19 protein-coding genes and 1 pseudogene are annotated in these 24583 nt (G+C 62.4%); 7 read left to right on the top strand and 13 right to left on the bottom strand.

Annotated elements, in window-relative coordinates:
• Positions 1–163: 163 nt before the first annotated feature.
• The 3 genes from GTP44_RS17020 to GTP44_RS17030 all read right to left on the bottom strand — a co-directional run bounded on the left by GTP44_RS17020 (position 164) and on the right by GTP44_RS17030 (position 5399).
• On the bottom strand, positions 164–1144 hold the full coding sequence (locus tag GTP44_RS17020; protein ID WP_161020388.1) for a glycerophosphodiester phosphodiesterase family protein: 981 nt from the start codon (positions 1142–1144) through the stop codon (positions 164–166).
• Between the two features lie 15 nt (positions 1145–1159).
• The gene (locus GTP44_RS17025; protein ID WP_202424122.1) at positions 1160–3922 is read right to left on the bottom strand and encodes a TonB-dependent receptor; all 2763 of its coding nucleotides are present in this window, start codon (positions 3920–3922) and stop codon (positions 1160–1162) included.
• A 160-nt stretch (positions 3923–4082) separates the two neighbouring features.
• Positions 4083–5399 (bottom strand): hypothetical protein, encoded by a 1317-nt coding sequence (locus tag GTP44_RS17030; RefSeq protein WP_160988809.1) that lies wholly within the window; start codon positions 5397–5399, stop codon positions 4083–4085.
• A 220-nt stretch (positions 5400–5619) separates the two neighbouring features.
• Between GTP44_RS17030 and GTP44_RS17035 the strand changes: the two are divergent.
• Positions 5620–5928: pseudogene (locus GTP44_RS17035) on the top strand (transposase); the annotation flags it as partial.
• A gap of 347 nt (positions 5929–6275) precedes the next feature.
• Here the strand turns inward: GTP44_RS17035 and GTP44_RS17040 are convergent.
• Genes GTP44_RS17040 through GTP44_RS17050 form a run of 3 tightly spaced genes read right to left on the bottom strand, consistent with a single transcriptional unit; the run spans position 6276 to position 9141 of the window.
• The gene (locus GTP44_RS17040) at positions 6276–7313 is read right to left on the bottom strand and encodes an adenosine deaminase (protein WP_161020389.1); all 1038 of its coding nucleotides are present in this window, start codon (positions 7311–7313) and stop codon (positions 6276–6278) included.
• On the bottom strand, positions 7310–8425 hold the full coding sequence (locus GTP44_RS17045) for a nucleoside hydrolase (RefSeq protein WP_161020390.1): 1116 nt from the start codon (positions 8423–8425) through the stop codon (positions 7310–7312). The genes GTP44_RS17040 and GTP44_RS17045 overlap by 4 nt, the downstream gene beginning before the upstream one ends.
• Before the next feature lie 41 nt (positions 8426–8466).
• Complete coding sequence (locus GTP44_RS17050; RefSeq protein WP_161020391.1) at positions 8467–9141, bottom strand: beta/alpha barrel domain-containing protein; 675 nt, start codon at positions 9139–9141, stop codon at positions 8467–8469.
• Between the two features lie 166 nt (positions 9142–9307).
• On the opposite strand from GTP44_RS17050, the gene GTP44_RS17055 reads away from it, so the two are divergent.
• The 3 genes from GTP44_RS17055 to GTP44_RS17065 are packed head-to-tail and all read left to right on the top strand — an operon-like array spanning position 9308 to position 13868.
• Positions 9308–11545, top strand: a complete 2238-nt coding sequence (locus tag GTP44_RS17055) for a TonB-dependent receptor (protein WP_161020392.1) — start codon at positions 9308–9310, stop codon at positions 11543–11545.
• A 27-nt stretch (positions 11546–11572) separates the two neighbouring features.
• Complete coding sequence (locus GTP44_RS17060) at positions 11573–12508, top strand: carbohydrate kinase family protein (RefSeq protein WP_161020393.1); 936 nt, start codon at positions 11573–11575, stop codon at positions 12506–12508.
• A gap of 22 nt (positions 12509–12530) precedes the next feature.
• On the top strand, positions 12531–13868 hold the full coding sequence (locus GTP44_RS17065) for an NCS2 family permease (protein ID WP_161020394.1): 1338 nt from the start codon (positions 12531–12533) through the stop codon (positions 13866–13868).
• A 15-nt stretch (positions 13869–13883) separates the two neighbouring features.
• Here the strand turns inward: GTP44_RS17065 and GTP44_RS17070 are convergent, their stop codons facing one another.
• Positions 13884–14621 (bottom strand): GntR family transcriptional regulator, encoded by a 738-nt coding sequence (locus GTP44_RS17070; RefSeq protein ID WP_161020395.1) that lies wholly within the window; start codon positions 14619–14621, stop codon positions 13884–13886.
• Between the two features lie 233 nt (positions 14622–14854).
• Here GTP44_RS17070 and GTP44_RS17075 point away from each other — a divergent pair, with 233 nt between their 5' ends.
• Positions 14855–17317, top strand: a complete 2463-nt coding sequence (locus GTP44_RS17075) for a TonB-dependent receptor domain-containing protein (RefSeq protein WP_161020396.1) — start codon at positions 14855–14857, stop codon at positions 17315–17317.
• Positions 17314–18426 carry an esterase-like activity of phytase family protein gene (locus GTP44_RS17080; protein ID WP_161020397.1) on the top strand — a complete coding sequence of 371 codons (1113 nt, stop codon included), beginning with the start codon at positions 17314–17316 and terminating at the stop codon, positions 18424–18426. The genes GTP44_RS17075 and GTP44_RS17080 overlap by 4 nt, the downstream gene beginning before the upstream one ends.
• Before the next feature lie 518 nt (positions 18427–18944).
• On the opposite strand, the gene GTP44_RS17085 is transcribed toward GTP44_RS17080, so the two are convergent.
• The 3 genes from GTP44_RS17085 to GTP44_RS17095 form a co-directional block, all read right to left on the bottom strand.
• Positions 18945–19175 (bottom strand): hypothetical protein, encoded by a 231-nt coding sequence (locus tag GTP44_RS17085; protein WP_161020398.1) that lies wholly within the window; start codon positions 19173–19175, stop codon positions 18945–18947.
• Positions 19176–19596: 421 nt separating this feature from the next.
• Complete coding sequence (locus GTP44_RS17090; RefSeq protein ID WP_161020399.1) at positions 19597–20649, bottom strand: DMT family transporter; 1053 nt, start codon at positions 20647–20649, stop codon at positions 19597–19599.
• Between the two features lie 8 nt (positions 20650–20657).
• A complete protein-coding gene (locus GTP44_RS17095; protein WP_371867244.1) occupies positions 20658–20930 on the bottom strand; it encodes a hypothetical protein in 273 nt (90 codons plus the stop codon).
• A 95-nt stretch (positions 20931–21025) separates the two neighbouring features.
• Here GTP44_RS17095 and GTP44_RS17100 point away from each other — a divergent pair, with 95 nt between their 5' ends.
• Positions 21026–21322, top strand: coding sequence for a hypothetical protein (locus GTP44_RS17100; RefSeq protein WP_161020400.1), 297 nt, complete (start codon positions 21026–21028; stop codon positions 21320–21322).
• Positions 21323–21335: 13 nt separating this feature from the next.
• Here the strand turns inward: GTP44_RS17100 and GTP44_RS17105 are convergent, their stop codons facing one another.
• The 3 genes from GTP44_RS17105 to GTP44_RS17115 form a co-directional block, all read right to left on the bottom strand.
• Positions 21336–22205 carry a PDR/VanB family oxidoreductase gene (locus GTP44_RS17105; protein WP_161020401.1) on the bottom strand — a complete coding sequence of 290 codons (870 nt, stop codon included), beginning with the start codon at positions 22203–22205 and terminating at the stop codon, positions 21336–21338.
• Between the two features lie 82 nt (positions 22206–22287).
• Positions 22288–23310 (bottom strand): Rieske 2Fe-2S domain-containing protein, encoded by a 1023-nt coding sequence (locus GTP44_RS17110; RefSeq protein ID WP_161020402.1) that lies wholly within the window; start codon positions 23308–23310, stop codon positions 22288–22290.
• 11 nt (positions 23311–23321) lie between these two features.
• Positions 23322–24479 carry an ABC transporter substrate-binding protein gene (locus GTP44_RS17115; protein WP_161020403.1) on the bottom strand — a complete coding sequence of 386 codons (1158 nt, stop codon included), beginning with the start codon at positions 24477–24479 and terminating at the stop codon, positions 23322–23324.
• Positions 24480–24583: the final 104 nt, after the last annotated feature.

Consider the following 24583-nt stretch of genomic DNA (forward strand, 5'->3'; position numbering starts at 1 on the left):
GACCACGAAAAAGGTGGTTCTGGACAGCAAGACAAGTGCCAAAAGGTCTGAAGCCGCCGTGCGAATCCGTCCACAGCCGGCGTTTTCTCAGCACATCAGTTCAAATCAGCAGTAATTCGAGGTCCCCACTATTTGCCCCCGGGTGCGTCATCCCGAAGGTGGCTTAATGCTTGATGCCCTCGCGTTCCAGATAATCCAGCAGAGGGCCGGGCTCGTCGGTTTGGATGGTGTCGATTCCCGCCGCAAACAGCGCGCCCCACGTCTTGCCGGAGGTGCGCAGCGCCTCAAGATCGCCGCCCATGCCGATCACGCTGATGACCCCGACGGATGTCAAACTATTGGCCCACAGCCGGACGCCGGCCTTTACAACCAATCCCCGCAAAGCCTGGAATTGCGCCGGCGGCAAGAACACCAGCTCTACCCCGGCGGGCCGGTGCACCGCCGCCAGCTGACGCGTCACGATCTGCGCGGGCGCATCCGACTGGCTGCTGTCACGCCAAGGGCCGACGATCGGCATGTAGGGAACGTCCGCAAACATCGGGCGGTCAGACACCGGCTCCACCGTCTGCTGGTCGACAAAGCTCTTCACCAGCACATACCTGATCATGTCATGGGAACGCGCCTCGGCGATGGTCTGCGCATAGATATCCTCCTTGATGTCCAGGTTGAGCATGATGCGGCCCTTGGCGGCGTCCAGCATTTCCGCCAAGGTCGATACCGTTTCGGTGCCGAGCTCCGGCGACATTTTGCCGCCGAAGTTTTGCCGCAGCCGCAGACCTTTCAATTGCGCCAGCGTCATCTCGGCAACCTTGCCATGGCCGTTGGTGGTGCGGTCCACGGTGGCGTCGTGGATGACGACCAGCGTGCCGTCCGCCGCACGGCGCACATCGAGTTCCATCATGTCGACGCCGAGCAGTACGCAATGCTCCAGCGCGGACCGCGAATTTTCCGGCGCCTCCGCCAGCGCCAGACGCGGCGAGGCGTTGTGACAACCGCGATGCGCGGCGATGAAGATGCCGGCGGACGGGTCATCCAGCTTTTGCCGGATCAGTTCCACGCGCGATGCCGCCAGCGCCGGCGCCAAAGCGAACAGGGAGAGCCCAAGCAGCAACAGCCTGGAAACAGCGGATTTAAAAGTCATCATGACTGTACTCCCAGGTTAGAAATCAGGCGTGTAACGCAAGCCGATCCAGGCCACCATCGGCACCGAATAGGTATCCTTCAGCAGGTTCTTGGCCGGACCGGTATAGCTGGTCATGCGGCTGTGGTGCAGGTTCTGCACCTGGCCGAACAGCGTCAATGTCGGCGCCAGCTTGTAGCTCGCTTGCAGATCCACCTGCGAGCGCGGCGCCCAGTACAGGTCCTGCCAGGCGATATCCGGCACGATCGAACGCAGCGCCTGGCCCTGGTAATTGTAGGCGGCCCGCAGTTCCAGACCTTTGCTTGCATAGAATACCGTCAGGTTGCGGGTCTGGTCGGGCTGCCCCACCAGCCGGTCCAGCTGACGCTGGCTGCCATCGGCCTTGCGCACCGCCATCTTGCCATCCAGCAGACTCCAGTTGGCGCTGAAGCCCACGTCGGCCAACACCGGATGAATCCAGCTCAGCGAATTGACCACGGCACTGAACTCCACGCCTTTGATCGACGCCTCGGAGGCGTTGGCCGGTTTCGACACCACGGCGTTGGCATAGCTCACGCCCTGATAGGTGTAGCCCAGCGATGACTGATTAAAAATCTCGTCGCGGATATCCTTGTTGAACACCGCCATCGACAGCAAGCCGTTGGCCGCCTTGGGCAAGCGGTAATCCACTGCCAGGTCGGTATTGGTCGACAGCCGCGGCTTGATGTCCGGATTGCCCACCGTGACCGTCACCCCTTGCGCATTCGGATTGCCGGCATCGTTCACATTGGTGAAGCTGATCGAGGTGCGCGCCGCATAGGAATCGTAGGTGGGACGGCCGATGGTCTGGCTGGCGGCGCCGCGCACGTCAAACTCCGGCGCGGCCTGGTACGTCAGCTGCATCGACGGCAGCAGGAAGTTGTAACGGGAACTGGTCGGCAAGGCGCTCCAGTTGCCCGCCACCAGCGCGCGGCCGTTGGTCTCCTGCCGGGTACTGTCCTCGCGCAGACCGAACAGGGTTTTCCAGCGTTCGGTGTTGTAGCTGAGCTGGGCGTAGGCGCCGACGGTGTGCTCCACATGCTCAAAATTATCCTGGTTGCTGAACGCGGTTTGATTGGTGGTATTCAAGCCCCCCGCCGCACGCAGCGCGGCGATCTGCGCCATGGCCGCCTGCGGATCGATGGTGATCAGCTGGAGTCCGCTCTGGTTGTACATCAGCGGCGCACCGGGACCGGTAACGCCGGCCAGGGTCAGCGCGGGCTGGCTGGTGTTCGGCTCCTGGTCGTTGCGGAAAATGTTGTAGCTCGGCCGGTCCAGCGTGTAGGATGCGCCGGCGCCAAAGCCCAGGCCCGGACGATCCAGGTTGAGACGGTAATCGGCGCGCAGATTGCCGATGGTGTCGGTGGCCGAACGGACGTAGTTGTCGCGGTAGTACAGCAGCTTGTAGTTGGGCAGATTGTTGTAGGCGGCCGGTGAAACGTTGAATGAATGATTCAGGCCGCTGCTGTCGTAGTTGAACGCATACTCGGGCGTCGCGACCGGCGTGGCGCCGCCGGTGCCGGGCGCGCTGTACGCCGTATTGGTGGCGTACTTGAACATCTGTATCGGTTCGCGGTAGGTGGCGCGCGACACGTTGGCGCGCAGCCCCAGCGTTTCATCGTCCGCCAGTTTCCAGTCCACGCCGCTTTGCAGCAGCTTGGTGGCGCTGGTCATTTCCTGCTGGGAAAAGCCCACCTCCACGTCCCCGCCGGGATAGTAGCCGGACGTCGCGGTCTGGTTGTACACCACAGTGGTGTTGCGGGGATCGATGATGTTTTCATTGCGCTGCATGAGGTCGCGGAAGCGGTAATAGTCGGTGGTCAGAAAAGCATAGACTTGATCGTTCGGCTTGGCTTCGAGTTTCACCGTCAAACCGAGGCGCGTGCGGTCATCCTGGACGTACCAGTATTTGTCCTGTTGCGGCACGGCGTAGCCGTTGCCGAGATTGTTCCCGCTGAGGCGGTTGCCCTTGCTGTCGTAGAAATTTTCGAACACCGTGTCGGTGGTCATGTGGGTATCGGTGCTGGTGGCCAGTTGCTGGTAGTTGGCCGAGATCACCGCGCCGTAGCGCTGGTCCGGTCCAAAGGTGAAACTGCCGGTGCCGATCAGGCGCTCGCCGACGCGGTCCTGCTTGCGCGGCCGCGACGTGTCACTGGCGCCGCCGCCGGAACCTTCCACGGTGAAAAACGGCTTGCCGTTGCGTTCAAACGCGCTGCGGGTGCGCAGGTCGATCGCGCCGCCAATGGCGTTCGGCTCCTGGTAGGCGGCGAAGGTTTTCGATACCACCATCTCGCTGATCATCGACGACGGCAGCAGGTCCAGCCGCACGCCACGGCCGATCGAGCCCAGATTACCGTTTGGCGTGCCCGGCGATGCCAGCGGCGAGCCATCGATGGTGACATTGTTATACGCCGCGCCGAGGCCGCGCAACACCGGCGTGGCCGCCTCGTCGCGCGGGTGTTCGTTGTCCAGCGTCGGCAGGACGGACAAGCCCGGCACCCGGCGCAGCGCCTCGACGATGGTGTTGTCCGGCAAGCCCTGGACTTCATTCGCGCTGACAACATCGGCAATGCCGGTGCGATCCAGTTTGCTTTCAATCGCCTTCAGGTAGGCGCGCTTGATGCCGGTAACATGCACCACGGCGGTGGGCGCGTCCGCGTCCGGGGTGTCCCGGTTTTCCTGCGCGTGGGCATCCAGCACAAAACTCAAGGCGACCACCGATGATGTCATCAGCCAGCGGCGGTTCGAAACGGCGTATTGCATGGTCAGGTTCTCCAATCCAGGTAGTGGGCGTAGCTCGATGAGCGTTCCGGCCGACGTGGCCGGAATCATTGATCGCCGAGAAGTGTAGGTGGGAAAAACGCCGCGCTGCAGCGTTTCACAGTGAAAAATCACGGTGAAACGGCGAGGAAAATCGCTCGTATCAGGAGGGTTTGACGCGCAGGCCCAGCAGCTGGATATCGGTACTGCCGTTGGCTTGCAGCACGCATTGCAGCAGCACCTCGAATTCGGCGATGGCGCCGTTCGGCCGCGCCACCTGGCGCATCAGCGGCGCCATCGATGTCGGATTCATCAGGAACTCGATGGCCGCATCGGTGCCCGCCGATGTGGTCCCGCCGAGCAGCAAGGTATAGCCGTCCCCGCTCAGGTTACGCTTGAGTCCGATCAGCGCATAGCCGCGCCGGCCGGGGTCGCGCCCCGAGAATGAATACAAGGGCCGCTCGCCGGCAAGGGGATGATCGTTGAGGACGGTGTAATCGCCGGAGGCCGGGTCCCAGTCGATGTGGAAATTGAACTGCTTGCGGTACAGCGCCCACCAAGGATTGGAATTTTCCACGCCGACCAGGATGCTGTTGCCATGTTTCAGATCGGCCAGTTGCACATCGCGCGCGAACCGCACGTGAAAACGCTGCGGCGCGGCATGCGCCCGCTTGCCGAGTTCGGCCGCGAGTGTTACCGACGACATGGCGGTATAGCGTCTGAATCCATACTGCGCCCTGCTCTGCGCGCCGTCGGGCGAATCGGCGTTGGCGGGGAAACCGCTGGTGTAATCAGCGAGTTCCACCTGCCGGTGCACCTCACCTTGGTACATCACCAGTCCATTGTCGGCGACGATCAGCGAAGTATCCGTGTCGGCCGACAACATACTGTCCCAGAAACGTGCGCTTGCATCTGCGTCCGGCCCACCAGTCCCGAGAAATCGCCAGGCCAGCACAGCGCCAAGCGCCAGCGCCGCGAACAACAGCGCCAACCAGCGACGCGGCAAGGCGGCAACACGCGGTACGACCGCATCGATGGCGTGCGTCGTCTGGCCGATGCTCTCGATCACCGCTTCCTCTGGCGGCGCAGCGGCGGCGGATGTTTCCACAGCCGTGGCGGCAAACACCGGCACGTAGGAACCACGGGGAATGGCGATACGAAATGGCTCCTTGCAGCCTTCTTCCTCGTAGTAGGTGAGCAGACGCTGGCGCAGCAGCCGCGCGCTGCTGCGGACGATGGTGTCATCCGACGGGCTGTAATGGTCCGGGCGTCCGAAAACGGCAATGCCGATCTGCTGCTCGCACAGCATTTTCTCGTTGCCTTCCGCCGTCGTCATGCACACATGCCGCAAGAACGCGGACAGACGCGCGCTCTTGGAAAACGTCCGGCTGGCCAGAATGCGCGACATCGCCGCCATGAAATCGTCACGATGGGCCGCCGACAACGACTGTTCGTTGGGCTTGATCGCTATTGCTTCCATGGACGTCCACTGATTCTCATTTCAACAGCCGGGAGTATAAATACCGTTTATGACAGGCGCATGAAACCAGGCCACATCAACCGTCCACGCCTTCGTCGAAGCTAGCCTAACCGCCGTTCACGCTCATCGGTTGTCGTGCATCCACGAGCTATCCCTCTTCAGAGCCGTCGTTCGCATAGACGATAATATGCTGACTCTCGATCCGAAATCATGCCGACTGATCATCGACTGCTACAGCCGCAAAGTGCTGCCCTGGCGTATCAGCAACAGCATGGTCGCCGCGTTCCACGTGGATTGTCTGGAATACGCCTTGCACCACCATGGCCAGACCGAGGTGTTCAACAGCGACCAGGGATCACCGTTTACCAGTAGCGCCTTCACCCGACGTGCTCAAACGTGAAGGCGTGGCGATCAGCATGGACGGCGCGGACGGGCATTGGACAACATCTTCGTGGAGCGCCTGTGGCGCAACGTGCAGTACGAAGACGTGTATTTGAAGGGCTACGCCAACCTGCCCGAGCTGACGGTGTGACCGGCGCAATACTTCGCGTTCGACAGCGCCGGGCGGCCGCGGAAGTGGAAACAGCACGGCTTAAATTAAGCGGCTGAGTGTCTTGACTGACGGCTCCACTTTAGTGTGACGCGCCGCACGGTTTCGCAAAACCAGCTTACTTTGTTGAGGTGATACCCGTATGTCGCGACTGTTTCAGCAAAGTTTTTACGTCCAGCGTTGCAATCGCATCAAGCCAAACTTGCGCCGCCTGTCAGTATGAATATTTCATTTAACCGGATCCGCAATCGGTGAGATCTTGTGCCTTTTCGCTGCGACCGCTGCCCTTCGAGTCTGGAGTTGGCCGCAACTGAGCGGCACGTTAACTAGACCGGAACGGCGCGGCCGAAGTAGGCGTACAACTGTTCGCGGTATGCGGCCTTGGTGGCGTCGTCCACAAAAGCCGCTTCGAAGCTGTTGCAGGCCAGCCGCAGGGCATCGTCGCGGTCGAGCGGCAGCGCCGTGAAGATTTCCGTGAAATTCTCGTTCAGGTAGCCACCGAAATAGGCTGGGTCGTCGGAGTTGATCGTCACCATCAACCCGGCGTCCAGCAGCGCGCGCAGATTGTGCTGCGCCATCCGCGGGAACACTTTCAGTTTGACGTTGGACTGAGGGCATACCGTCAGCGGTACCTGGCGCACGCGCAGCAGTTCAACCAGCGCCGGATCTTCGAGACAGCGCACGCCGTGGTCGATGCGAGCCACGTGCAGCAGGTCGAGGGCGTCGCGGATGTAGGCCGGCGGTCCTTCTTCGCCGGCATGGGCCACCAGCCGCAGACCGAGTTCGCGACAACGCGCGAAGACGCGTACAAATTTTTCCGGTGGATGATCGAGCTCTGATGAATCAAGACCGACGCCGACGATGGCTGGCAGGTAGGGCATGGCCTGTTCCAGCGTCGCAAAGGCATCCTCTTCGCACAGGTGACGCAGGAAGCACATGATCAAGCCGCTGGTCATGCCCCATTCAGCGGTGGCGTCGCCCAGCGCGCGGTCGATACCGCCAATGACGGCTGCAAAATCCACGCCGCGCGACAGATGCGATTGCGGGTCGAAGAACAATTCAGTGTGGCGGATATTGTCCGTGTGCGCGCGTTGCAGGTAGGCCCACGTCATGTCGTAGAAATCCTGCTCGGTCAACAGCACGCTGGTGCCGGCGTAGTAAATGTCCAGGAAGGATTGCAGGTCGTTGAAGGCGTAGGCATGCCGCAGTTGTTCGACCGAATCATATGGCAGCGTTACTCCGTTGCGTTGGGCCAGTGCGAAGATCAGTTCCGGTTCGAGCGAGCCTTCGATGTGGATGTGCAGTTCAGCCTTGGGCATGCCCTTGACCAGCGCCAGAAGCGATGCCCGCGTGTCGCGGCTCATTTGTCCTCCACCGGCACGGCGGCGGTCAGGCCGTCGACATAGAAGTCGAAGAAGCGGCGATTGTCGAAACGCTCCACGATGGTTGCTGGTTGCAGCCCCGGTTGCGCGGTGGCGTGGCCGATCGAGCGTCCATTGGTGATGCCGACACTGGTTTCGATCTCAACCCAGCGCCGTACGGTGCGCGTGGCATATCCTGGGTCGAGCAGATAGGCAAGCGTCAGCGTATCCCACACGTCGGTACTGTACGCCGGATTGGTTTCGAAGCCGTTTTTGCCGTCATATCCGTAACCGTTGAGCTGCTTGAACAGCCGCGCGATGATGCCGTCGCGTGCGGCGCCATATACCACGCGGTCATATACCTGCTTGTCGATCTTGACGGTGTCGGTAACGTCAAGCGGGAAGATCACATGCCGCACCGGCAACGCAAGCACCTCGCGTGCGGCCTCCGGATCGAACCACCAGTTGAACTCCGCCACCGCAGTGGTGTTGCCCGCCACATTGAAAGCGCCGCCCATGTAGATGATTTGCCCGATCATCGGAACGATATCTGGATGCCGCCGTACCGCCAGTGCGATGTTGGTCAGCGGCCCGATGGCGAGAATCGTGACTTCGCCGGGATGGCGGCGAATGCTGTCGGCGATGAATTCGGCGGCGCTTTGTTCGCGCAACGTCGTATGGCTGGCATAACCGTCGGGCGGAGCCACCAGATCTGCGTCGGAGCGCGGCTCCGGGCGGCTCCAGGCGCCCAGGTAGCCGTCGCCGTCCGGATGCATCTGTTGCTCGGCGCGCACGGTGGCCAGATCGTGCGACAGCGGGTAGTTAGCCCCGGCGTACACGCCGACCCGCTGCGCAATGCCCAGCCGCTCGACAGATTTCAACGCTTCGACGGCCTCCTGCCGCAGCCACTTGTTACCGGAGACCAGCGTCAATCCCAGTATATCGACGCGTCCCTGTGCCTGCAATTGCGCGGCGATGACCAGCAGCTGTCCGTCATCGTTTAGCGTGCCGAAGTCGCTGTCGATGATGATCTTCGTCGGCGGCGAGGCCGCCATGCTGCACTGTCCACCGCAAAGCGCCATCACGCTGATCGCCACGATGAGAAGTCGCCGCATATTCGTCTCCGGGTCAAGGTTGGGAAAAATCGCTGGCCAGTTTAAGCGGCAATGCGCGGCAACTCATCAAAAACAATTCGGCACACCGCCTCGCATTTGGCGAGGTCGAAGCGGCCTTCGGTGCGCACGCCGGATTCCATGTCGATCCAGTAGGCGGCGCCGGCGGCGATGGCAAACTTTGGCAGCATGTCGCGCACGGTGTCCGGTCCCAGTCCGCCGGAATAGCCGCAGAACGGCAGGCCGGCGGGGGTGGCAGGCCAGGTGGTCGGCCGCACGCCGGTGCCAAACGAAACGTCATACAGCCAGTCGGCCCGCAGGTCGGCCGGGAACTCACCCTGACATTGCAGCGCCGACCGCACGCCATGGCGCGCGGCGAAGCTGGCGCTGTTGCGGATCTCGCTGTCGCTGCTGCCGGCGCGCGCATGGTTGATCTGGACCCGCGAGAACCCGGCCAGGTTCAATTCCGGATCGCCACCCTGAACGATGGCCTGCGCGGCGCCGCCGCAGATGTGGGCGGACAGGCGTAGTGGCGCGGCCTGCAGGGCGTCACGTACCGAGGCAAGCGGGAACAGCGGCGCCCCCTCCTGGGCGGCGTCCAGCAGCACGCCCCATTCAATCGGGTAGCGCGCGGACAGCGCCAGCATGCCGGGCAGCAGGTCGGCGCGGTCGACGCCGGTGAAGGTGATGTAGGCGGGGGCGGTATAAGGTATGGTCATGGTTGCTTTAAGTTTTAAAGGTACGTACCATTGTTTCACGGCTGCACTTCGATTTCAATACTTTATACGCATAAAAGCAACAGAATTATCTGAACGTGAAAATTTATAATTTCAGTGGTACATACCACTGTAGAATTTCTTCCAAATTAACGACGGGAGAACGAGCATGGCTAACAGGGAAATCGTGGTGGTGGTACTGGGCTTGACTGCGGTGGCGGCAGCGATGGCACAGGAAGAGCAGCCAGCGGCGGCAGCGGGCCAGCTGCAAACGGTGACGGTCAGCGCCGAGCGGCGCGCCGAGAATGTCAAGAACGTGCCGGTGTCGGCGACCATCATCGCCGACGACACGCTGGGGGCGCTCAACTCCGGCGGATTGGACATGCAGATGCTGGCGGGGCGGGCGCCAAGCCTGCAGGTGGAATCATCCTTCGGCCGTGGCTTCCCGCGGTTTTATCTGCGCGGCTACGGCAATGTGGACTTTCACCAGAACGCCTCGCAGCCGGTTTCACTGATTTATGACGACGTGGTGCAGGAAAGCGCGGTGCTGAAAGGCTTCCCGGCCTTCGACCTGGAACAGATCGAAGTGCTGCGCGGTCCGCAAGGCTCGCTGTTCGGCCGGAATACGCCGGCAGGCGTGGTCAAGTTCGACTCGGTGCGGCCGTCGCAAACGCCCGGCGGCTACCTGACCCTGTCCGACGCTACGCACAACACCGCTGGGCTGGAAGGCGCGGTGAATCTACCGCTTGGCGGCGACTGGGCCGCGCGCGTTTCGCTTCTAAGCCAGCACCGCGATGACTGGATCGGCAACGCGCACACCGGCCAGTCAGACCAGTATGGCGGCTATAACGACACCGCCGCACGCTTGCAGGTGCTGTATCAACCGGGCGGCGGCTTCAGCGCGCTGGTCAATCTGCACCAGCGCAGCATGAACGGCAGCGCCTCGCTGTTCCGCGCCAATATCATCCAGAAGGGCAGCGATGCGCTGGTGCCGGGCTTCGACGTCGGCAGCGTATTGACCGATGGCCAGAATGGCCAGCACCTGAACAACTATGGCGGCAACCTGCGGCTGACGTGGCACCTTGGCGATGTGACGCTGCATTCGGTGACCGGCTACGAGACGGTGCGGGTCTACAGCCGTGGCGATGTCGATGGCGGTTATGGCGCGGTGTATGCACCGCCATCGGGACCGGGACTGATTCCGTTTGTGGTCGAATCGGCGGACGGCACCAAGGGTCACCATCAGCTGAGCCAGGAGCTGCGGCTGGAGTCTGACGTGGCGCAGGCGTTTAAATGGCAGGCAGGCCTGTTCTACTTCGACGAGAAATACCAGATCGACAGCTACAGCTATGACACGCTGGGCGGGGGCGCACTCACCTCGGACATCCGCTCGCACCAGAAGAACGCGGCCTACGCCGTATTCGGCTCCATCAACTACGATATCAGTCCGCGTTTCAACCTGCGCTCCGGCCTGCGCTACACGCGCGACAACAAGGATCTGAACACGGAGCCGAACAACAAGCCGGATGGTGGCTCCGACATCGACGCCTCGGCGGGTCTGGCCACCAGCACCGGCGTCTCCAAGGTCAACTGGGACGTGAGCGGCGTCTATAAGTTAAATCAGGCCGCCAATGTGTATGGGCGCGTGGCCACCGGCTTCCGTGGCGCGACCATCCAGCCGGCGGCATCGTTCAATCCGATGTCGGTGGCGCGGCCGGAAACCATCACTTCCTATGAAGCCGGCTTCAAGACCGACCTGCTGGATCGTCGCGCGCGCCTGAGTTTCGGTGTTTACCGCTATACGGTCAAGGATCTGCAACTGACGGCGGTGGGTGGCACTTCCAATTCTGCCATTTTGCTGAACGCCGACCGCAGCGCCGGGCGCGGCGCAGAGCTTGACCTGGACGCCTACCTGACCGAGAACCTGCTGTGGAACTTCGGCGGCAGCTACAATTACACCCGCATCAGGGATGCCGGGCTGACGGTCGGCGCTTGCGCCGCCTGCACGCTGCTCAATCCGACCATCGTCACGGGCGCCGGCAGCACGCTGGTGCGAATCGACGGCAATCCGCTGCCGCAGGCGCCGCGCTGGAACGCCAACACCTCGCTCAAGTACAGCCACGCGGTCGGCAACGGCGAGTGGTACGTCTATACCGATTGGGTCTACCGCAGCGCGGTCAACTTCACCTTGTACCGTTCGGCGGAGTTTGTCGGAAAACCCTTGTTGACAGGCGGTTTGCGGCTCGGTTACAAGTGGGATAATGATCGTAGCGAAGTGGCGCTGTTCGGCCGCAATATCACCAATCGCGTCCAGCTGGTGGGCGGGATTGATTTCAATAACCTGACTGGTTTCGTGAATGATAACAATCCGCGCATCTTTGGCATCCAGGCCAGCCGCCGTTTCTGACCCTGACGGCGACACGGGACCGACCGCATGAGTGATTTTCTCCATTTTCCGCAAGGGCGTCCGTTTGATCTGCTGGCCTTTGGCGATCCGAATATCGACCTGCTGTTCACGGTCGACCGGGCGCCTCAGGCGGACCAGAAGGTGCTGGGACGCCGCCTGCCGCCCCACGCCGGCGGCACGGTGGCCAACGTAGCCTGTGCCGCCGGCCTGCTGGGCCGGCCAACGCTGGCCTATGGGCGCATCGCCGATGACGGCGAGGGCGAGTTTCTGCGTCGCGAGTACGAACGGTTCGGCGTCGTCACCAGCCACTTGCGGGTGGTGCCGGACGCCACATCGCCGACGGCGCTGATCATCATCGAGGCCAGCGGTGAGAAGGCGCTGGTGTATTCGCCGATGCCTGGCCCGACGCTGCATGCGGAATCGTTTTCGGCGGCACTGGCGCAAAGCCGGTTGCTATATTCGATGCCGTATAACTTGCCGGAGTTCGAGCAGTTGCACGCGCTGGCGCGCGCCGCCGACGTACCGCTGGCGATCGACATCGAGACGGCGATGGTGCCCGACCGCGCGCATCTGCACCGCTTGTTGTCGCTGTGTGACCTGGCCTTTATGAACGACACCACCTTCCACGCCATCCTCGGCGCCGCGCCGCAGGAAGAGACCATGGCCAGCCTGCTGGGATTTGGAGCGCGCACGCTGGTCGTCAGCTGCGGCGCACGTGGCGCCATGCTGGTCACGCACGACCAGGCCATCACCCAGCCGGCGTTTGCCGCCGAAGTGGTCGACAGCACGGGCGCCGGCGACAGCTTCAACGGCGCTTTCCTCGCCGCGCTGCTGGAAGGACAACCTTTGGAAGACACGCTGCGTTTCGCCTGTGCGGCCGGCAGCATCGCCGTTACCGCCACCGGCGCGCGCTCAGCGCTGCCGACGCGGGCGCAAGTGGCGGCACTTCTGCAACGCCCCTGAACCTCACATACAAGGAAGCCGCATGCATTTTGTTGAATGGGCCGACCGCTATTTCCAGCTCAGCGCGCGTGGCACCACGCCGGCGCGCGAGGCGGTTGCCGGCGGCACTACCTTTGCCGCCATGAGCTACATCCTGGTGGTCAATCCGCTGATATTGTCCGCGGCCGGCATGGACCGCAATGGCCTGTTCCTTGCCACCATCGTCTCTGCGATGGCGGCCACGCTGGTGATGGCCTTGTGGGCCAACCTGCCGATCGCGCTGGCGCCAGGCATGGGCACCAACATCGTGTTTGCCCAGGTGCTGGTGGGGCAGATGGGGGTGCCATGGCAGATCGGTCTGGCGATGGTGCAGCTGAACGCCCTGGTGTTCCTGGCGCTGTCGCTGACCCAATGGCGCGCGCGCATTGTCGCCGCGTTTCCGGAGCCGGTGAAGCTGGGCATGCAATGTTCGATCGGCGTATTCATCGCCTGGCTGGGTTTGCGTAGCGGTGGTCTATTGGTGGCGGATGCCGGTTCGCTGGTGGGCTTTTCGCGCCTGCATGACGGCGGCGCGTGGCTGACGCTGGGCGGCATCCTGCTGACCGCCATGCTGATGGTGCGGCGCGTGCCCGGCGCCTTTCTGCTGACGATGCTGGCGGTGAGTGCACTGGGCGTGTTCGTTACCGGCGCCGATGGCCGCCCGCTGACGACGCTGCCGTCCAGCTGGATCGGCCTGCCGGTGTTTACTGGTCAGTTGTTGTTCGCACTGGACTTCCGTGGCTTTGCCTCGCACTTCATGCTGCTGCTGCCGGTGACACTGTATTTTCTGCTAATCGAATTTTTCGCCGGCACCGCCACCATGTTCGGCGTGATCCGCGGCGCCGGCCTGCTGCAACCGAACGGCGACCTGCCGCGCGCGCGGGCCGCCTTCGCGGCCGATGCACTGGGCAGCGTGATAGGCGCGGCTGCCGGCACGTCGACCGTCACGGCCTACGTTGAATCGGTGGCCGGTGTGGAAGCCGGCGCGCGCACCGGGTTGAGCGGCGTTGTGGTGGCCGCGCTGTTTGGCATCGCGCTGTTGTGCGGCCCTTTGCTGACGGCGATTCCCACCTGCGCCACCGCGCCGGTGTTGGTGATGGTGGGCCTGTGCATGCTCGACGGCCTACGCGAACTCGATACCAGCACGCCGGAGAATTATCTGCCGCCGCTGCTGATGTTGCTGGTCACAGCGTGCAGCGCCGACTTGATGGTGGCGCTGGCATTGGGCTGCTTCATCTACACGCTGATGCTGCTGGCGTGGCGCCGCTGGCCGGGCGCCATGGTGCTCGGGCTGGACGCGGTGTTCGTGCTGTACCTGGCGCTGCGCGGCCATATCGGCTGAGGCCTGGGCGCCGCGTCAACCGGCGCTGCCCTTGCTGATGCGGGTCTTGTAGCGGTAAGGTGGTACGTACTTCATTTCGCAGTATTCGACCGGTTCGCGCCGGTCGGACAGCATCACGCGTTCGCACAGCAGCAGCGGCGCGCCCAGCGCAACGCCCAGCAGCGCCACATCTTCCGCCTGGGCCGCCACCGCGCCCACGCTCTCCAGGCTTTCCGATGGCTTGATGCCGAACTTGTCGATCAGGATGCGGTACAGCGAGCCGACTTGTTCCAGCTCTGTCTGTGTCAGTTGCGCGCCTTCGGGCAGCCGCAAGAACGATTCCTGCAAACCGATAGGCTTGCTGTTCATCAGGCGCACGCGCTTGATGCGTAGCAGCGGCTCGTCCGGCTGCATGTGCAGCAGGCTGGCGATGGCCATGTTAGCCGCGACGTTTTCCATGCTGAGGATAGTCTGCCCCGGCACGCCGCCGCGCTTGAGGGTGTCGTCGGTGAAGCTGTCGAGGAAGCGCGACATCTGGCGCACCGACTCCGGCGCGGCAAAGGTGCCGCGTCCGTGGTCGCTGTAAAGCAGGCCCTGTTCTTCCAGCAGGCGGATCGCCTTGCGTACCGTGTCGCGGCTGACCTGGTAGGTGATCGCCAGTTCACGCTCGGCCGGCATGGGTTCCTTGGCGCCGATGTTCCCCGACGCCATCAGCTGCTTGAGTGTCTCCGCCAGTTGCTGGTACAGCGGCACGTTGGTCTTGGTGGATCGCATTGTGTTTACCTGCTGAGGATCGTGATGGCCGTATTGTAGCGAAATGATTTACGCCCCGGTGAATTATGACAGCTTTATGACATAGGTACGTACCTTTTATGTTTGCGTTAGATTAATCTTGATTTTTCATGAGTATTATAATTTTTCGCTTTGAATATTGGTACGTACCATTGTAGTATTACTGGCGAAATCAACAGGTGCGCGGGCATCGACTATCCATCACAGGGGAATTTATGTATTCAAAATTGGGGGTGATCGCGGCGGGATCGGTGGCGCTGCTGCAATGCGGTGCGCAGGCGCAAGCGCAGCAAACTGGGGAGGCCGTGGCGACCGTGGTGCAGGTCACCGGCCAGGTATTGGGCAAGGGTGAGGCGCGCGCCAACAGCGTGATCGACCAGGCGGTGATTGCCGAGCAGCCCGCGGGTCTCGATCCGCTCAAACTGCTGGCGCGCGTGCCGGGCATGCAGGTCAGTTCCAGCGACGCGCTGACCGGCAGTTTTTCGATGCGCCTCTCGATGCGCGGTTTTAACAAGGAGCAGATCGGCATTTCCATCGACGGTATTCCGAACGGTTCGACCTTGTCGAACGGCGGCACTATGCCGAACCGGTTGCTCGATCCGGCCAATCTGGTACGCGTCGACGCGTCTCAAACCGCCGGTGACCTGGGTACGCCGTCGAACCAGGCGCTGGGCGGTTATATCGATTTCAAAACCCGCGATCCGTCCAAGGAACGCGGCGGCGAGGTGGAACTGTCTACCGGCAGCTTTGGTTACCAGCGCGGCTTTATGCGTATCGATACCGGCAAGTCGGCGTCGGGCACCAGCGCCTACCTCGATTATTCGCATGAATACGTGCGTACCTGGCCGGGCGATGAATCCGGTCGTAATACCCGCCGTCACATCGACGCGCGCGTGCTGCAGGATCTGGGCGACGGTTCCAGCCTGCGCGCCACCGTCAGCTACAACAAGTTCAGCGACAACGACTACGACGCGGTGGCCTTGCTGGCCGCATCGTCGAAGCTTTATAAGGCCACCTTTTACGGCGATCCGACCACCGACGGCCTGACCGACCACTGGACCGGCAATCCATCCATCGACCAGAACTATCGCGGCACGCGCGGCATCAACAGCGAAGACACGCTGATGCACATCGACTGGACCCAGCGTTTCGGCGACAGCGGCAAGCTGACAGTCAAGCCGTACTGGCACAAGCAGGATGGCAATGGCTGGTTCTACGTGCCTTACGTACAGTTGCCCAGCAATGGCCTGGTCTACAGCCCTGTAGTGGCAGGCGGCAAGCCAACCGCCGTGGTGCAGGAGTGCTACCAGAACCAGTATCAGCGCACCGCCGGCGGCGCCCTGATTCCGGTCAGTGCGATCAGCTATCCATCAGGTTCCAGCAGCGCGTCACTAGCCACTGCCGGCTGCCCGGCGGCGGCAAAGTATGCGATGAATCCCGTCGCGCAGTGGGGCGCGCGCGAAGCCAGCACGCGCCGCAGCGACAACGCCATCGATCGCAAGGGCGCGCTCGCGGAAGCTTCCGGCATGCTGGGCGAGTACCAGCACCTCCGCGTCGGCGGCTGGGTGGAACGGACCACACGCGACAAGGATCGCAACTGGTTCGCCGTCACCGATCCAACCGTGAGCGGTGCCTTCAAGGACAGCGCGCTATATTCGGTCACGCAGGACCGTCACTATTCGTCCAACACGGCGATGGCGTATGCCCAGGACAAGGTCAGCCTGATGGACAGCCGCCTGCAACTGGACCTCGGCGCCACATATCAGCGCTTCAAGGAGGACTATTCGTCGGCGGTGGAGTTCAACGGCGTGCGGACGCTGGAAGTCAGTTCGCGGCTGCTGCCCAAACTGGCGGCGCTGTATCGCGTGAACGACGACTGGGAGGTGTTCGCCAGCGGTTCGAAGAACTTCAGCGCGATTCCCGACACGGTGTTCGAGGGCACGGCGGCGGTCGATTCGAAAAACGGCATCAAGCCTGAAACCTCCATCAACAAGGACATTGGCGTCCGCTGGACCAGCGACAACGGCTATGGCGCGGCGCTGAGCGCCTACAAGATCGATTACCGCGACCGCATCTCAATCCAGAACGGCAATCCGAATGGCGACATCTTCTCGCGCGACGCCACCACCACCTTTGCCAACCAGGGCGGCATCAGCTCGCGGGGCGTGGAGCTGACCTTGCGCGCCAGCGGCGCTAGCTACGAGCTGTATGCCAACGCTTCGTACAATGATGCGCACTATGTCGGCGACACGCCGGCCGAAGGCATCAAGGCCAACGATCCGGTACTGGGTGCGCCCCGCCGCAGCGCCTTTGCGGAAGCCACCTGGAAACCGTCGGAAGCCTGGCGCTTGACGGCCAATGCGCACTATGTGGGCCAGGCGGCCGGCACTTATGGCGACGTGCCGAACACCGTCATCACCGGAGGTCCGGCAATCTATCCACGCCAGTACATGCCGGCTTACACTTTGGTGGGCCTGAACTTGAGCTATAAACCGAACGGCAGCCCGTTTGGCTACGGCAGCCGCACGGAGTTTGCCGTCAATGTCGATAACCTGTTTGATCGCCGTTATCTGGGCGGCGTTGGCGCGGAGCTGACCAGCTCCAATCCGCTGACCACCGGGCGTTATTTCCTGGGCAGCCCGCGGACCTTCTATGCCACCATGCGGGTGAAGTTTTGAGAGCAGGGTTTTGCTTCGGCATCGCGGCGACGCTGTTGTCGCTGGCGATTCCAGCCGCCAGCGCGGAACAGGCGCGGTTACGCTTGATCGGCGAGCAGCGCATTCCGCACCGGCTGGTATTTGACGGTACGGTGGTGGGCGGCCTTTCGGGCATCGATTACGATGCACGCTCCGACACCTGGGTGATGGCCAGCGACGACCGCTCGGAATTCAGTCCGGCGCGGTTCTACACGGCGCGCCTGGACTATGATGCGACGCAGTTCCGGGCGATCAAGTTGGAGGCGGTGCATCTGTTCCGCCAGGCCGACGGTAGCACCTATCCCGCCCAGCAGGGCGAGGTGGCGGATATCGAGGCGGTGCGCGTCGATCCGCAGGATGGAAGCATCTGGTATGCCAGCGAAGGCAGCGGCAGCTTGGGCCTGTCGCCTTTTGTGCGACGGGCGGCTGCGGATGGCAGCTACCGGGTTGCGTTGCCGATGCCTGACTTGTTCAAGGACGATCCTGGGCACCAGCGCGGCCCGCGCAACAACCTCAGTGTTGAAGGATTGTCGTTTGCGCCGGACGGGCAGTCGCTGTGGTTGGGAATGGAGGCGCCGCTTTATCAGGACGGTCCGGTGGCAACGCAGGAACATGGCGCCGTAAGCCGCCTTACCCAGTTTGCTCGCAGCGGCAAGGTACTCGCGCAATACGCCTATCCGGTGGATCGCGTGCAAGGCGTGCCAGCGGCGGGGCATTTCGGCGACAACGGCGTGTCCGAAATCCTGGTGTTCGATACGTACCACTTGCTGGTGCTGGAACGGTCCGGTGTGCAGGATGCGGCCGGCCATTTCACCTTCCACATCCGCCTGTACATGGTGGAGCTGGATGGCGCCACCAACGTTGGTGGCTATCCCGCCCTGACAGGCGTGGATTACCAGCCGCTGCGTAAGCAGCTGTTGCTGAACTTTGACTCAGCTGGGCTGAACAAGGTGGACAACCTGGAAGGCATGAGCTGGGGACCGCTGCTGCCCAACGGGCATCGCAGCCTGGTGCTAGTATCGGACGATAACTTCAGTGATGACCAGGTGACGCAGTTGCTGGCGTTCGAGCTGTTGCCAGCGTCGGATTAAATCTCCAGTACGAGTCGGCCTGGCGTGGTGAACCAAGGTGCGCAGGTGCGTCTACCGGTCGTCCGCCAGGCTGGCGTCAGCCAGGCATGCGATGCGGCGGCTCGCTTTCCAGCTTAAGCTTGTAGCGGTTGCCGCATTCGCCGTGCAAGCTCGGAATTCTTATCGCCGTCGATGCTGATGCTAATGCTCGTAAACCTAACGTCATCTAGACTGCTCAAGATGCACGTTAACGAAGGCATCTGCGCTCAGACACACTGTTTGCGGCGTGATGCCTGTTCAGGATCGGAAGACCCTTGCAAACGAATTGCAGTCCCAGGGCATTATCGACCTAAGCCTTCACGCCTTTATGTAAGCTCACAGGTGCGCTATTGACCACTACATGGTGACGTCATGTCTGCCGGTCAAAATAATGGTGTCCTTCTCCTCATTGAGCCCCCTCCCTTACTGCGCCTAGAGCGGTGACAAGGCCGCCATCGTGAGGCGTGGGGATGGGAGGTGCGGCCGAGGCTTCGTTGCCCTCATGGAAAGGTCAAGTCCATCCCGAGCATGCTGATCACGAGGAAGGTGACGAGCCCCAGAGCCAGGAGCGATACTACGAAGATTGCGGCCACCTTGCCACCGGCGCGCAGTACCGCACGCCGCTCCCCCTTCTTGCCTTGATCGTAGTGCCATTTGATGGCGAAGAACATGCCCGTGCCGAGCACGAGAAACTTGAACGTAACGAAAACTATAGGGATCCAGTCCACCATTTTGTGTATTTCCAGGCTATTAACTTCAAGAATATGGGTGCCACACCGTCTGAAGCATACTACTTCAAAGCAATATCCATACATTGAGACAAAATGTCCCAGTTGACCATGAACTTACCGCCTGCGCCGTGGTCGACGTGTTTCGGTGCAATTGCCCAACATACTCATCGGCCATCCCTACTGGCCCGTTCGAGTTTACTGCGGCGGACGGCCAGGTTCGACGCCCAGGTCGCCCCACCGTTCATTGCGGTGGCGAAAAGACGCTTAGCAGAAGCAAGAAGATCTTTCATGATCATTCGCATCGGACCGGGGCCCGCAGGTGGGCCGCATAGCCACGCGCCAGCGCTTCCCTGTCGAAAGTCGCGTAATGCGGTTTCAGCAGCGCGTTGGCGCAGTTCGATGTTCGATACGTCGCCCTAAATCACTGGTGGCGGTGCCGGTGATGGAGATCCGGCCAATGCGCATGGGCGTGCGTCATCGCCTGGTGATGATGCGGATGGACATGAGGCTCCTTGCCATCCCATTCGAAGTCATGCTGATGCTGGTGGTGCTCATCATGGCGATGCTGGTGGCTATGCGTTAGCACCTCATGCGTATGCTCATGGGCATGACGCTCCGAGAGGTGCAGCCAGACGCCGGCGGCCATCAGCGCGCACGCCACCCAGAACAGCGCGTCAGGCGCTTCCTGAAGCACAAGCAGGGACAGTGCCGCGCCGACAAAAGGCGCCGTCGAGAAATAAGCGCCGGTTCGGGCTGTACCAAGATGGCGCAGGGCCAGGACGAAGCAGACGAGGCTGAGACCATAGCCAACAAAACCAAGCACGCCCGCCCCCAACGCGACCGCGAAGGCAGGCAATTGCTGACCAAGCGCCAACGCCAACAGGGCGCTCACGGTGCCGGCCGCAAGCCCTTTGATGGTTGCTATCTGCATGGCGTCGCTGCCAGAGACGTTGCGGGTAAGGTTGTTGTCGATCGCCCATGACAAGCATGCGAGTGCGATAAACATCGCTCCCAAAGTGTCGCCCTGGGCCGCGCCAGCATGCCAGCCGAGGACAGCACCGCCAGCAACGATCAACGTCATCCCCAAGACCAGGCGCCGGTCAGCGCTTTCGCCGAACACGCACCATGCCAGCGCCGCCGTCAGCACCGCTTCCAGGTTCAGCAGCAGCGATGCTGTCGAGCCCGTCGTTCTGGCAAGTCCATACATCAGAAACACCGGCCCGGCCACGCCGCCGAACAACACGGCGCCGGCCAGCCACGGCAGATCGCGGCGCGTCAGGCCGGCCTGCGCCACCCGCGCGCGGCGCGACAGACGCCTGGCCAGCAGGCACAGCGCGAGCCCGCCGCCGCTGCCAAGGTAGAGCAACGCCGCCAGCGTGAACGGCGGCATGCTCCCCAGCAGCATCTTGGCGACCGGCGTGCTGGCGCCAAAACTGGCCGCCGCCAGCAACGCAAACAAAACTCCCTGGTGCATGGCTAGCTTTACCGTACCGCGAAACGCAAGCTCAGCGTTTTGCTGTCAGGAAAGTTAATCGCGGCCAGGCCCGTCAGCGCGCCGGTGGCGCCGCCCATCGCGACGTCCTCGTCGTGATCGCGCATGTACAGGGCAGTCTTGCCATCGCTGTTGGACAGCTCGACCGACAGGTCGCTGGCCGACTTGACGATGTCGCCGTACTTTGCCGGACTTTCATGGGCCACTACGGCGCCCGATGCGATCAGGCCGATCGCGGCCATGCTTGCAATTAATTTTTTCACAACGACGCTCCAGTATGTATGCGGCAGCTTGTTGGCGGGACTGCCGCCCTGCCCCAGATTTTAATAGCTATCCTGTGGTTTGCGGACAGCAGCGTTTGAGCGAAGACATTTCTGAACGGCTCGCGGATGTCTGGCAGGCTCGTGGCGTCATCCGCGCGCGTTTCCTGAGACCGCGAACAGATCTGCGGCACCGCCACAGTAAGCTCCTTATCTATCAGATTAAAGGAACCATTATGTCGATCCTGTTCGCCAGCCCCACCCCACCCCGACAGCGACGCCACTGCCAGGCCCAGCGCGACTTCAGCAGCAGCGCCAAACGCGATCAGGACAGCATGAGTACCAAGGAGGCCATGCAGCGGCTGCAGCGCGCCGCCGCTGCCCGCCAGGAGTAACCGGCGCCGCGGGTTACAGATCGACCACCAATACCGGCGTCTTTGAACGCGACACGCACGGCATGAAGCAGTTGTTGGCCTGCCGCTCGGCGTCGCTGAGAATCGAGTCGCAATGCAGCGGCACGCCGTCCAGCACCGCCGTGCGGCAGGTTCCGCACACACCGACCTCGCACGAGCAATCCAGCGCCACGCCGGCCTCTTGCAGGCAGGCCAGCGCCGTGCGGCCAGCCGGCACCGGCACCTGCAACCCGGAGCGCTGCAAAGTCAGCGTGAACGGCGTATCGCCATCGGCATGGGCAAGCGGAGCGCCGAACGATTCCTGATGCACCGCGGCAGGTCCAACTCGCAGGCTGGCCTCGGCCGCTACCGCCTGCATGAACGGCGCCGGACCACAGACGTACACGTGGGTTCCCGCCGCCGGATACGTTGCAAGGTACGTCCGGATACTCGCTTCCGTCTGCTCGGGGCTCTGGCCGGCCAGCACCTGCACCCGTCCGGCCAGCGGGCAGGTTTGCAGCTCGGCGGCGAAGGCCACAGAGGCCGCGTCGCGCACAAAATAGTACAGCTGGAATGGCTGGTCGCGCCGCTGCAACGCATACGCCATCGACAAGATAGGCGTGATGCCGATCCCACCGGCAAACAGCAGGTGCATGCCGGCCTCGGGAGCGAGGGCGAAGGCATTGCGCGGCGTGGAGATCTGCAGGGTCATCCCTACTTTCGCCTCGTCATGCAGCCAGGCCGAACCGCCGCGCGATTGCGGCTCGCGCTTCACGGCGATGCGATAGCCGTCGCCGCCCGGCTGGCGGCAGCACAGGGAATATTGACGCACCTGGCCATTTCCCAGCGTAACATCGATATGCGCGCCGGCTTCGTACGAAGGCAACTGGACGCCGCCGACAGCACGTAGCTCAACGACGCGCGCGGCGGCACTGTCGGCTATGGCATGAATTCGGACTTGCATACGCCTACCCCGCCTGCGCTGCAATGTGGGCCGCCACGATACAGCGAGCGCGGTTCGGGCCACTGTCCACATGAATGTCCACCATCGGGCCGGGGCCGTACTGGCACATATTGCGGTACTGCGCCTCGATCAGCACACGGTCCTCCTCGAATGTTTGCGCGGTCTGCTGATACACCGTTTCCGCATTGTCCGGTTGATCTGGATGGGCGGAGCTGGCCATGGTCCAGAAATAGTGCGAGGTCGTGTCGGTTTCCGGCGTGATGCCGTGGAAGCCGCGCATGTGGAAGCCTTCGCGCTCGGGATTCGCCAGCGAATCCGTCCCCGCATCGACGGCGCCGGTGAAAATCTGCAGGTGCGTCAGGTGAAAGTCGATTTCCTGCCAGCGGTCGATCTTGCCCTTGAACGGCCAGGCGGCGCTGTAAGTGGCCGGCGGCAGCGATCCCGGCATGTGGCGCACCACGCGCACATGGTCGCCTTCTCCGGATACCGTGGTCGGCGCTTCCATGTGGACTTTGGCGTTGCCGCCGATGGTGCGGCCGTGCAGGTAGCCGACATGGCTGAGGTCCAGCAGGTTGTCATGGATCAGCTGGTAAGGCGCATCGTAGTGGAACACACCGCCCTTCCAGGTATAGCGTGGATTCTCGTGTGCCGGAATAGCCGGCGGCGCAACGGATGGCGCGCCCCCCTGCTCGGCGCCAAACCAGATCCAGATTACGTCGTTGCGGATCTGGGCCGGGAACGCCCGCACCTTGGCCTTGCCAGGAATTTTGAGCTGGCCGGGAATTTCAAGGCACTGCCCTGCCGCGCCAAACAGCAAGCCATGGTAGCCACAACGGATGCCACTGCCCTCCAGCGTGCCACAGGACAGTGGGACGGCGCGGTGGCAGCAGCGATCCTCCAGTGCGGCCACGCCGCCATCCTCGGTGCGGAACATGACGATCGGGTAGTTCAACAGCTTGCGTGCGAGCGGCTGGCCCTGCAATTCCCAGGTAAAGCCCGCGACGTACCACTGATTCAATGGGAACATACTTTTCTCCTTTACTTGGTTGGGTCCTTGACCGCGTCATAGCGGCCAATCTCGACGGCGCCATAGGAGCCGTTGGCCAGCTTGTCGATGCGGCGGATATAAATGGTCTGGACAATGTCGCCAGTCCGGGCGTCGATCATCACCGTGCCGCGCGGGCTGGCGGCGCTGTAGCCTTTGGCCGCAGCGATAAACGTAGGCCCATCAACCTTGCCGCCCGTCTTGGCCAGGGTGGCAGCGATCAGCGCCATGCCGTCGTAAGCAGAGGCGGCTTGGAAATTCGGTTTAAAGCGGTTGTTCACCGTCTTCGCAAACGCCCCGGTGAAGGCTGCGTTGCCCGGGCCGGACTGGAAGTAGGAGTAGTAGCCGGCGGTGTAGATGCCTGCCATCGTCTCGCCCGCCGCCTTCAGTACGTCTTCATCGGCCCAGCCTTCGCCGCCGAGGAAACGGATGCCCGCCCTATCGAGCCCCTTCTCGCGATATGCTTTCATGAAGGCGACCATCGGCTGGCCGTTTGGCAGGAACACATGGATGGCATCCGGCCTGGCATCCTTGATGCGCTGCAGGTAGGCACTGAAATCCAGCGTGGCCAACGGGACTTTGACCGAATCGATCACGGCACCGCCCGCAGCTTTGAAGCTGCTGGTGAACCACATGTCAGCGTCATGCCCCGGCGCATAGTCGGCGACCACCGAGAACACCCGGCGCGATCCGGTCTTGTAGGCCCATTGCGCCAGCGGTTGCACGGATTGGGCGATGGTATAGGAAGTGCGCGTCAAATATGGCGAACGTGAGGTCATCGCGGAGGCGGCGGCGCCGGTGACGATCATCGGCTTTTTGGCGCGCTCGCTGACGCCGGCGGCCGCGATGGCATTCGGCGTGAATACGAAGCCAGCCAGGATATCGACCTTGTCGCGGCCGACCAACTCAGTCGCCAGCCGCTTGGCCACTTCCGGCTGCGGACCGGTGTCATCCTTGTAGATCACTTCCAGCTTCCTGCCGGCGGCCTTGCCGCCGTTCATCCGCATCCACGTGTCGATGCCGGCTTTCATTTGCTCGCCGCTTTGCGCGGCCGGGCCGCTGAGGGAAGTGATCACGCCGATGCGGATCGGCTCGTCCGCCGCATGCGCGGAACACAGGCTAAAACAGAGCGCCAATAAGGTGCGTTGCATATTGTCTCCATGATTGTTGTGACTGTTGTGCGGCAATCATCGGGGACAACTGGCTATTTTTAAATAGAATAAACTGAATAACGTTTATATCAATTTCAAATTTT

It is taken from the genome of Duganella lactea (assembly GCF_009857505.1).
GTDB classification, from domain to species: domain Bacteria; phylum Pseudomonadota; class Gammaproteobacteria; order Burkholderiales; family Burkholderiaceae_D; genus Rugamonas; species Rugamonas lactea.

What these genes read in the sequence shown, in the direction of transcription:
- GTP44_RS17020 (WP_161020388.1), bottom strand. Translation starts at nt 1,144, where the DNA reads ATGATGACTTTTAAATCCGCTGTTTCCAGGCTGTTGCTGCTTGGGCTC.
- GTP44_RS17025 (WP_202424122.1), bottom strand. Translation starts at nt 3,922, where the DNA reads ATGCAATACGCCGTTTCGAACCGCCGCTGGCTGATGACATCATCGGTG.
- GTP44_RS17030 (WP_160988809.1), bottom strand. Translation starts at nt 5,399, where the DNA reads ATGGAAGCAATAGCGATCAAGCCCAACGAACAGTCGTTGTCGGCGGCC.
- GTP44_RS17040 (WP_161020389.1), bottom strand. Translation starts at nt 7,313, where the DNA reads ATGAGCCGCGACACGCGGGCATCGCTTCTGGCGCTGGTCAAGGGCATG.
- GTP44_RS17045 (WP_161020390.1), bottom strand. Translation starts at nt 8,425, where the DNA reads ATGCGGCGACTTCTCATCGTGGCGATCAGCGTGATGGCGCTTTGCGGT.
- GTP44_RS17050 (WP_161020391.1), bottom strand. Translation starts at nt 9,141, where the DNA reads ATGACCATACCTTATACCGCCCCCGCCTACATCACCTTCACCGGCGTC.
- GTP44_RS17055 (WP_161020392.1), top strand. Translation starts at nt 9,308, where the DNA reads ATGGCTAACAGGGAAATCGTGGTGGTGGTACTGGGCTTGACTGCGGTG.
- GTP44_RS17060 (WP_161020393.1), top strand. Translation starts at nt 11,573, where the DNA reads ATGAGTGATTTTCTCCATTTTCCGCAAGGGCGTCCGTTTGATCTGCTG.
- GTP44_RS17065 (WP_161020394.1), top strand. Translation starts at nt 12,531, where the DNA reads ATGCATTTTGTTGAATGGGCCGACCGCTATTTCCAGCTCAGCGCGCGT.
- GTP44_RS17070 (WP_161020395.1), bottom strand. Translation starts at nt 14,621, where the DNA reads ATGCGATCCACCAAGACCAACGTGCCGCTGTACCAGCAACTGGCGGAG.
- GTP44_RS17075 (WP_161020396.1), top strand. Translation starts at nt 14,855, where the DNA reads ATGTATTCAAAATTGGGGGTGATCGCGGCGGGATCGGTGGCGCTGCTG.
- GTP44_RS17085 (WP_161020398.1), bottom strand. Translation starts at nt 19,175, where the DNA reads ATGGTGGACTGGATCCCTATAGTTTTCGTTACGTTCAAGTTTCTCGTG.
- GTP44_RS17090 (WP_161020399.1), bottom strand. Translation starts at nt 20,649, where the DNA reads ATGCACCAGGGAGTTTTGTTTGCGTTGCTGGCGGCGGCCAGTTTTGGC.
- GTP44_RS17110 (WP_161020402.1), bottom strand. Translation starts at nt 23,310, where the DNA reads ATGTTCCCATTGAATCAGTGGTACGTCGCGGGCTTTACCTGGGAATTG.
- GTP44_RS17115 (WP_161020403.1), bottom strand. Translation starts at nt 24,479, where the DNA reads ATGCAACGCACCTTATTGGCGCTCTGTTTTAGCCTGTGTTCCGCGCAT.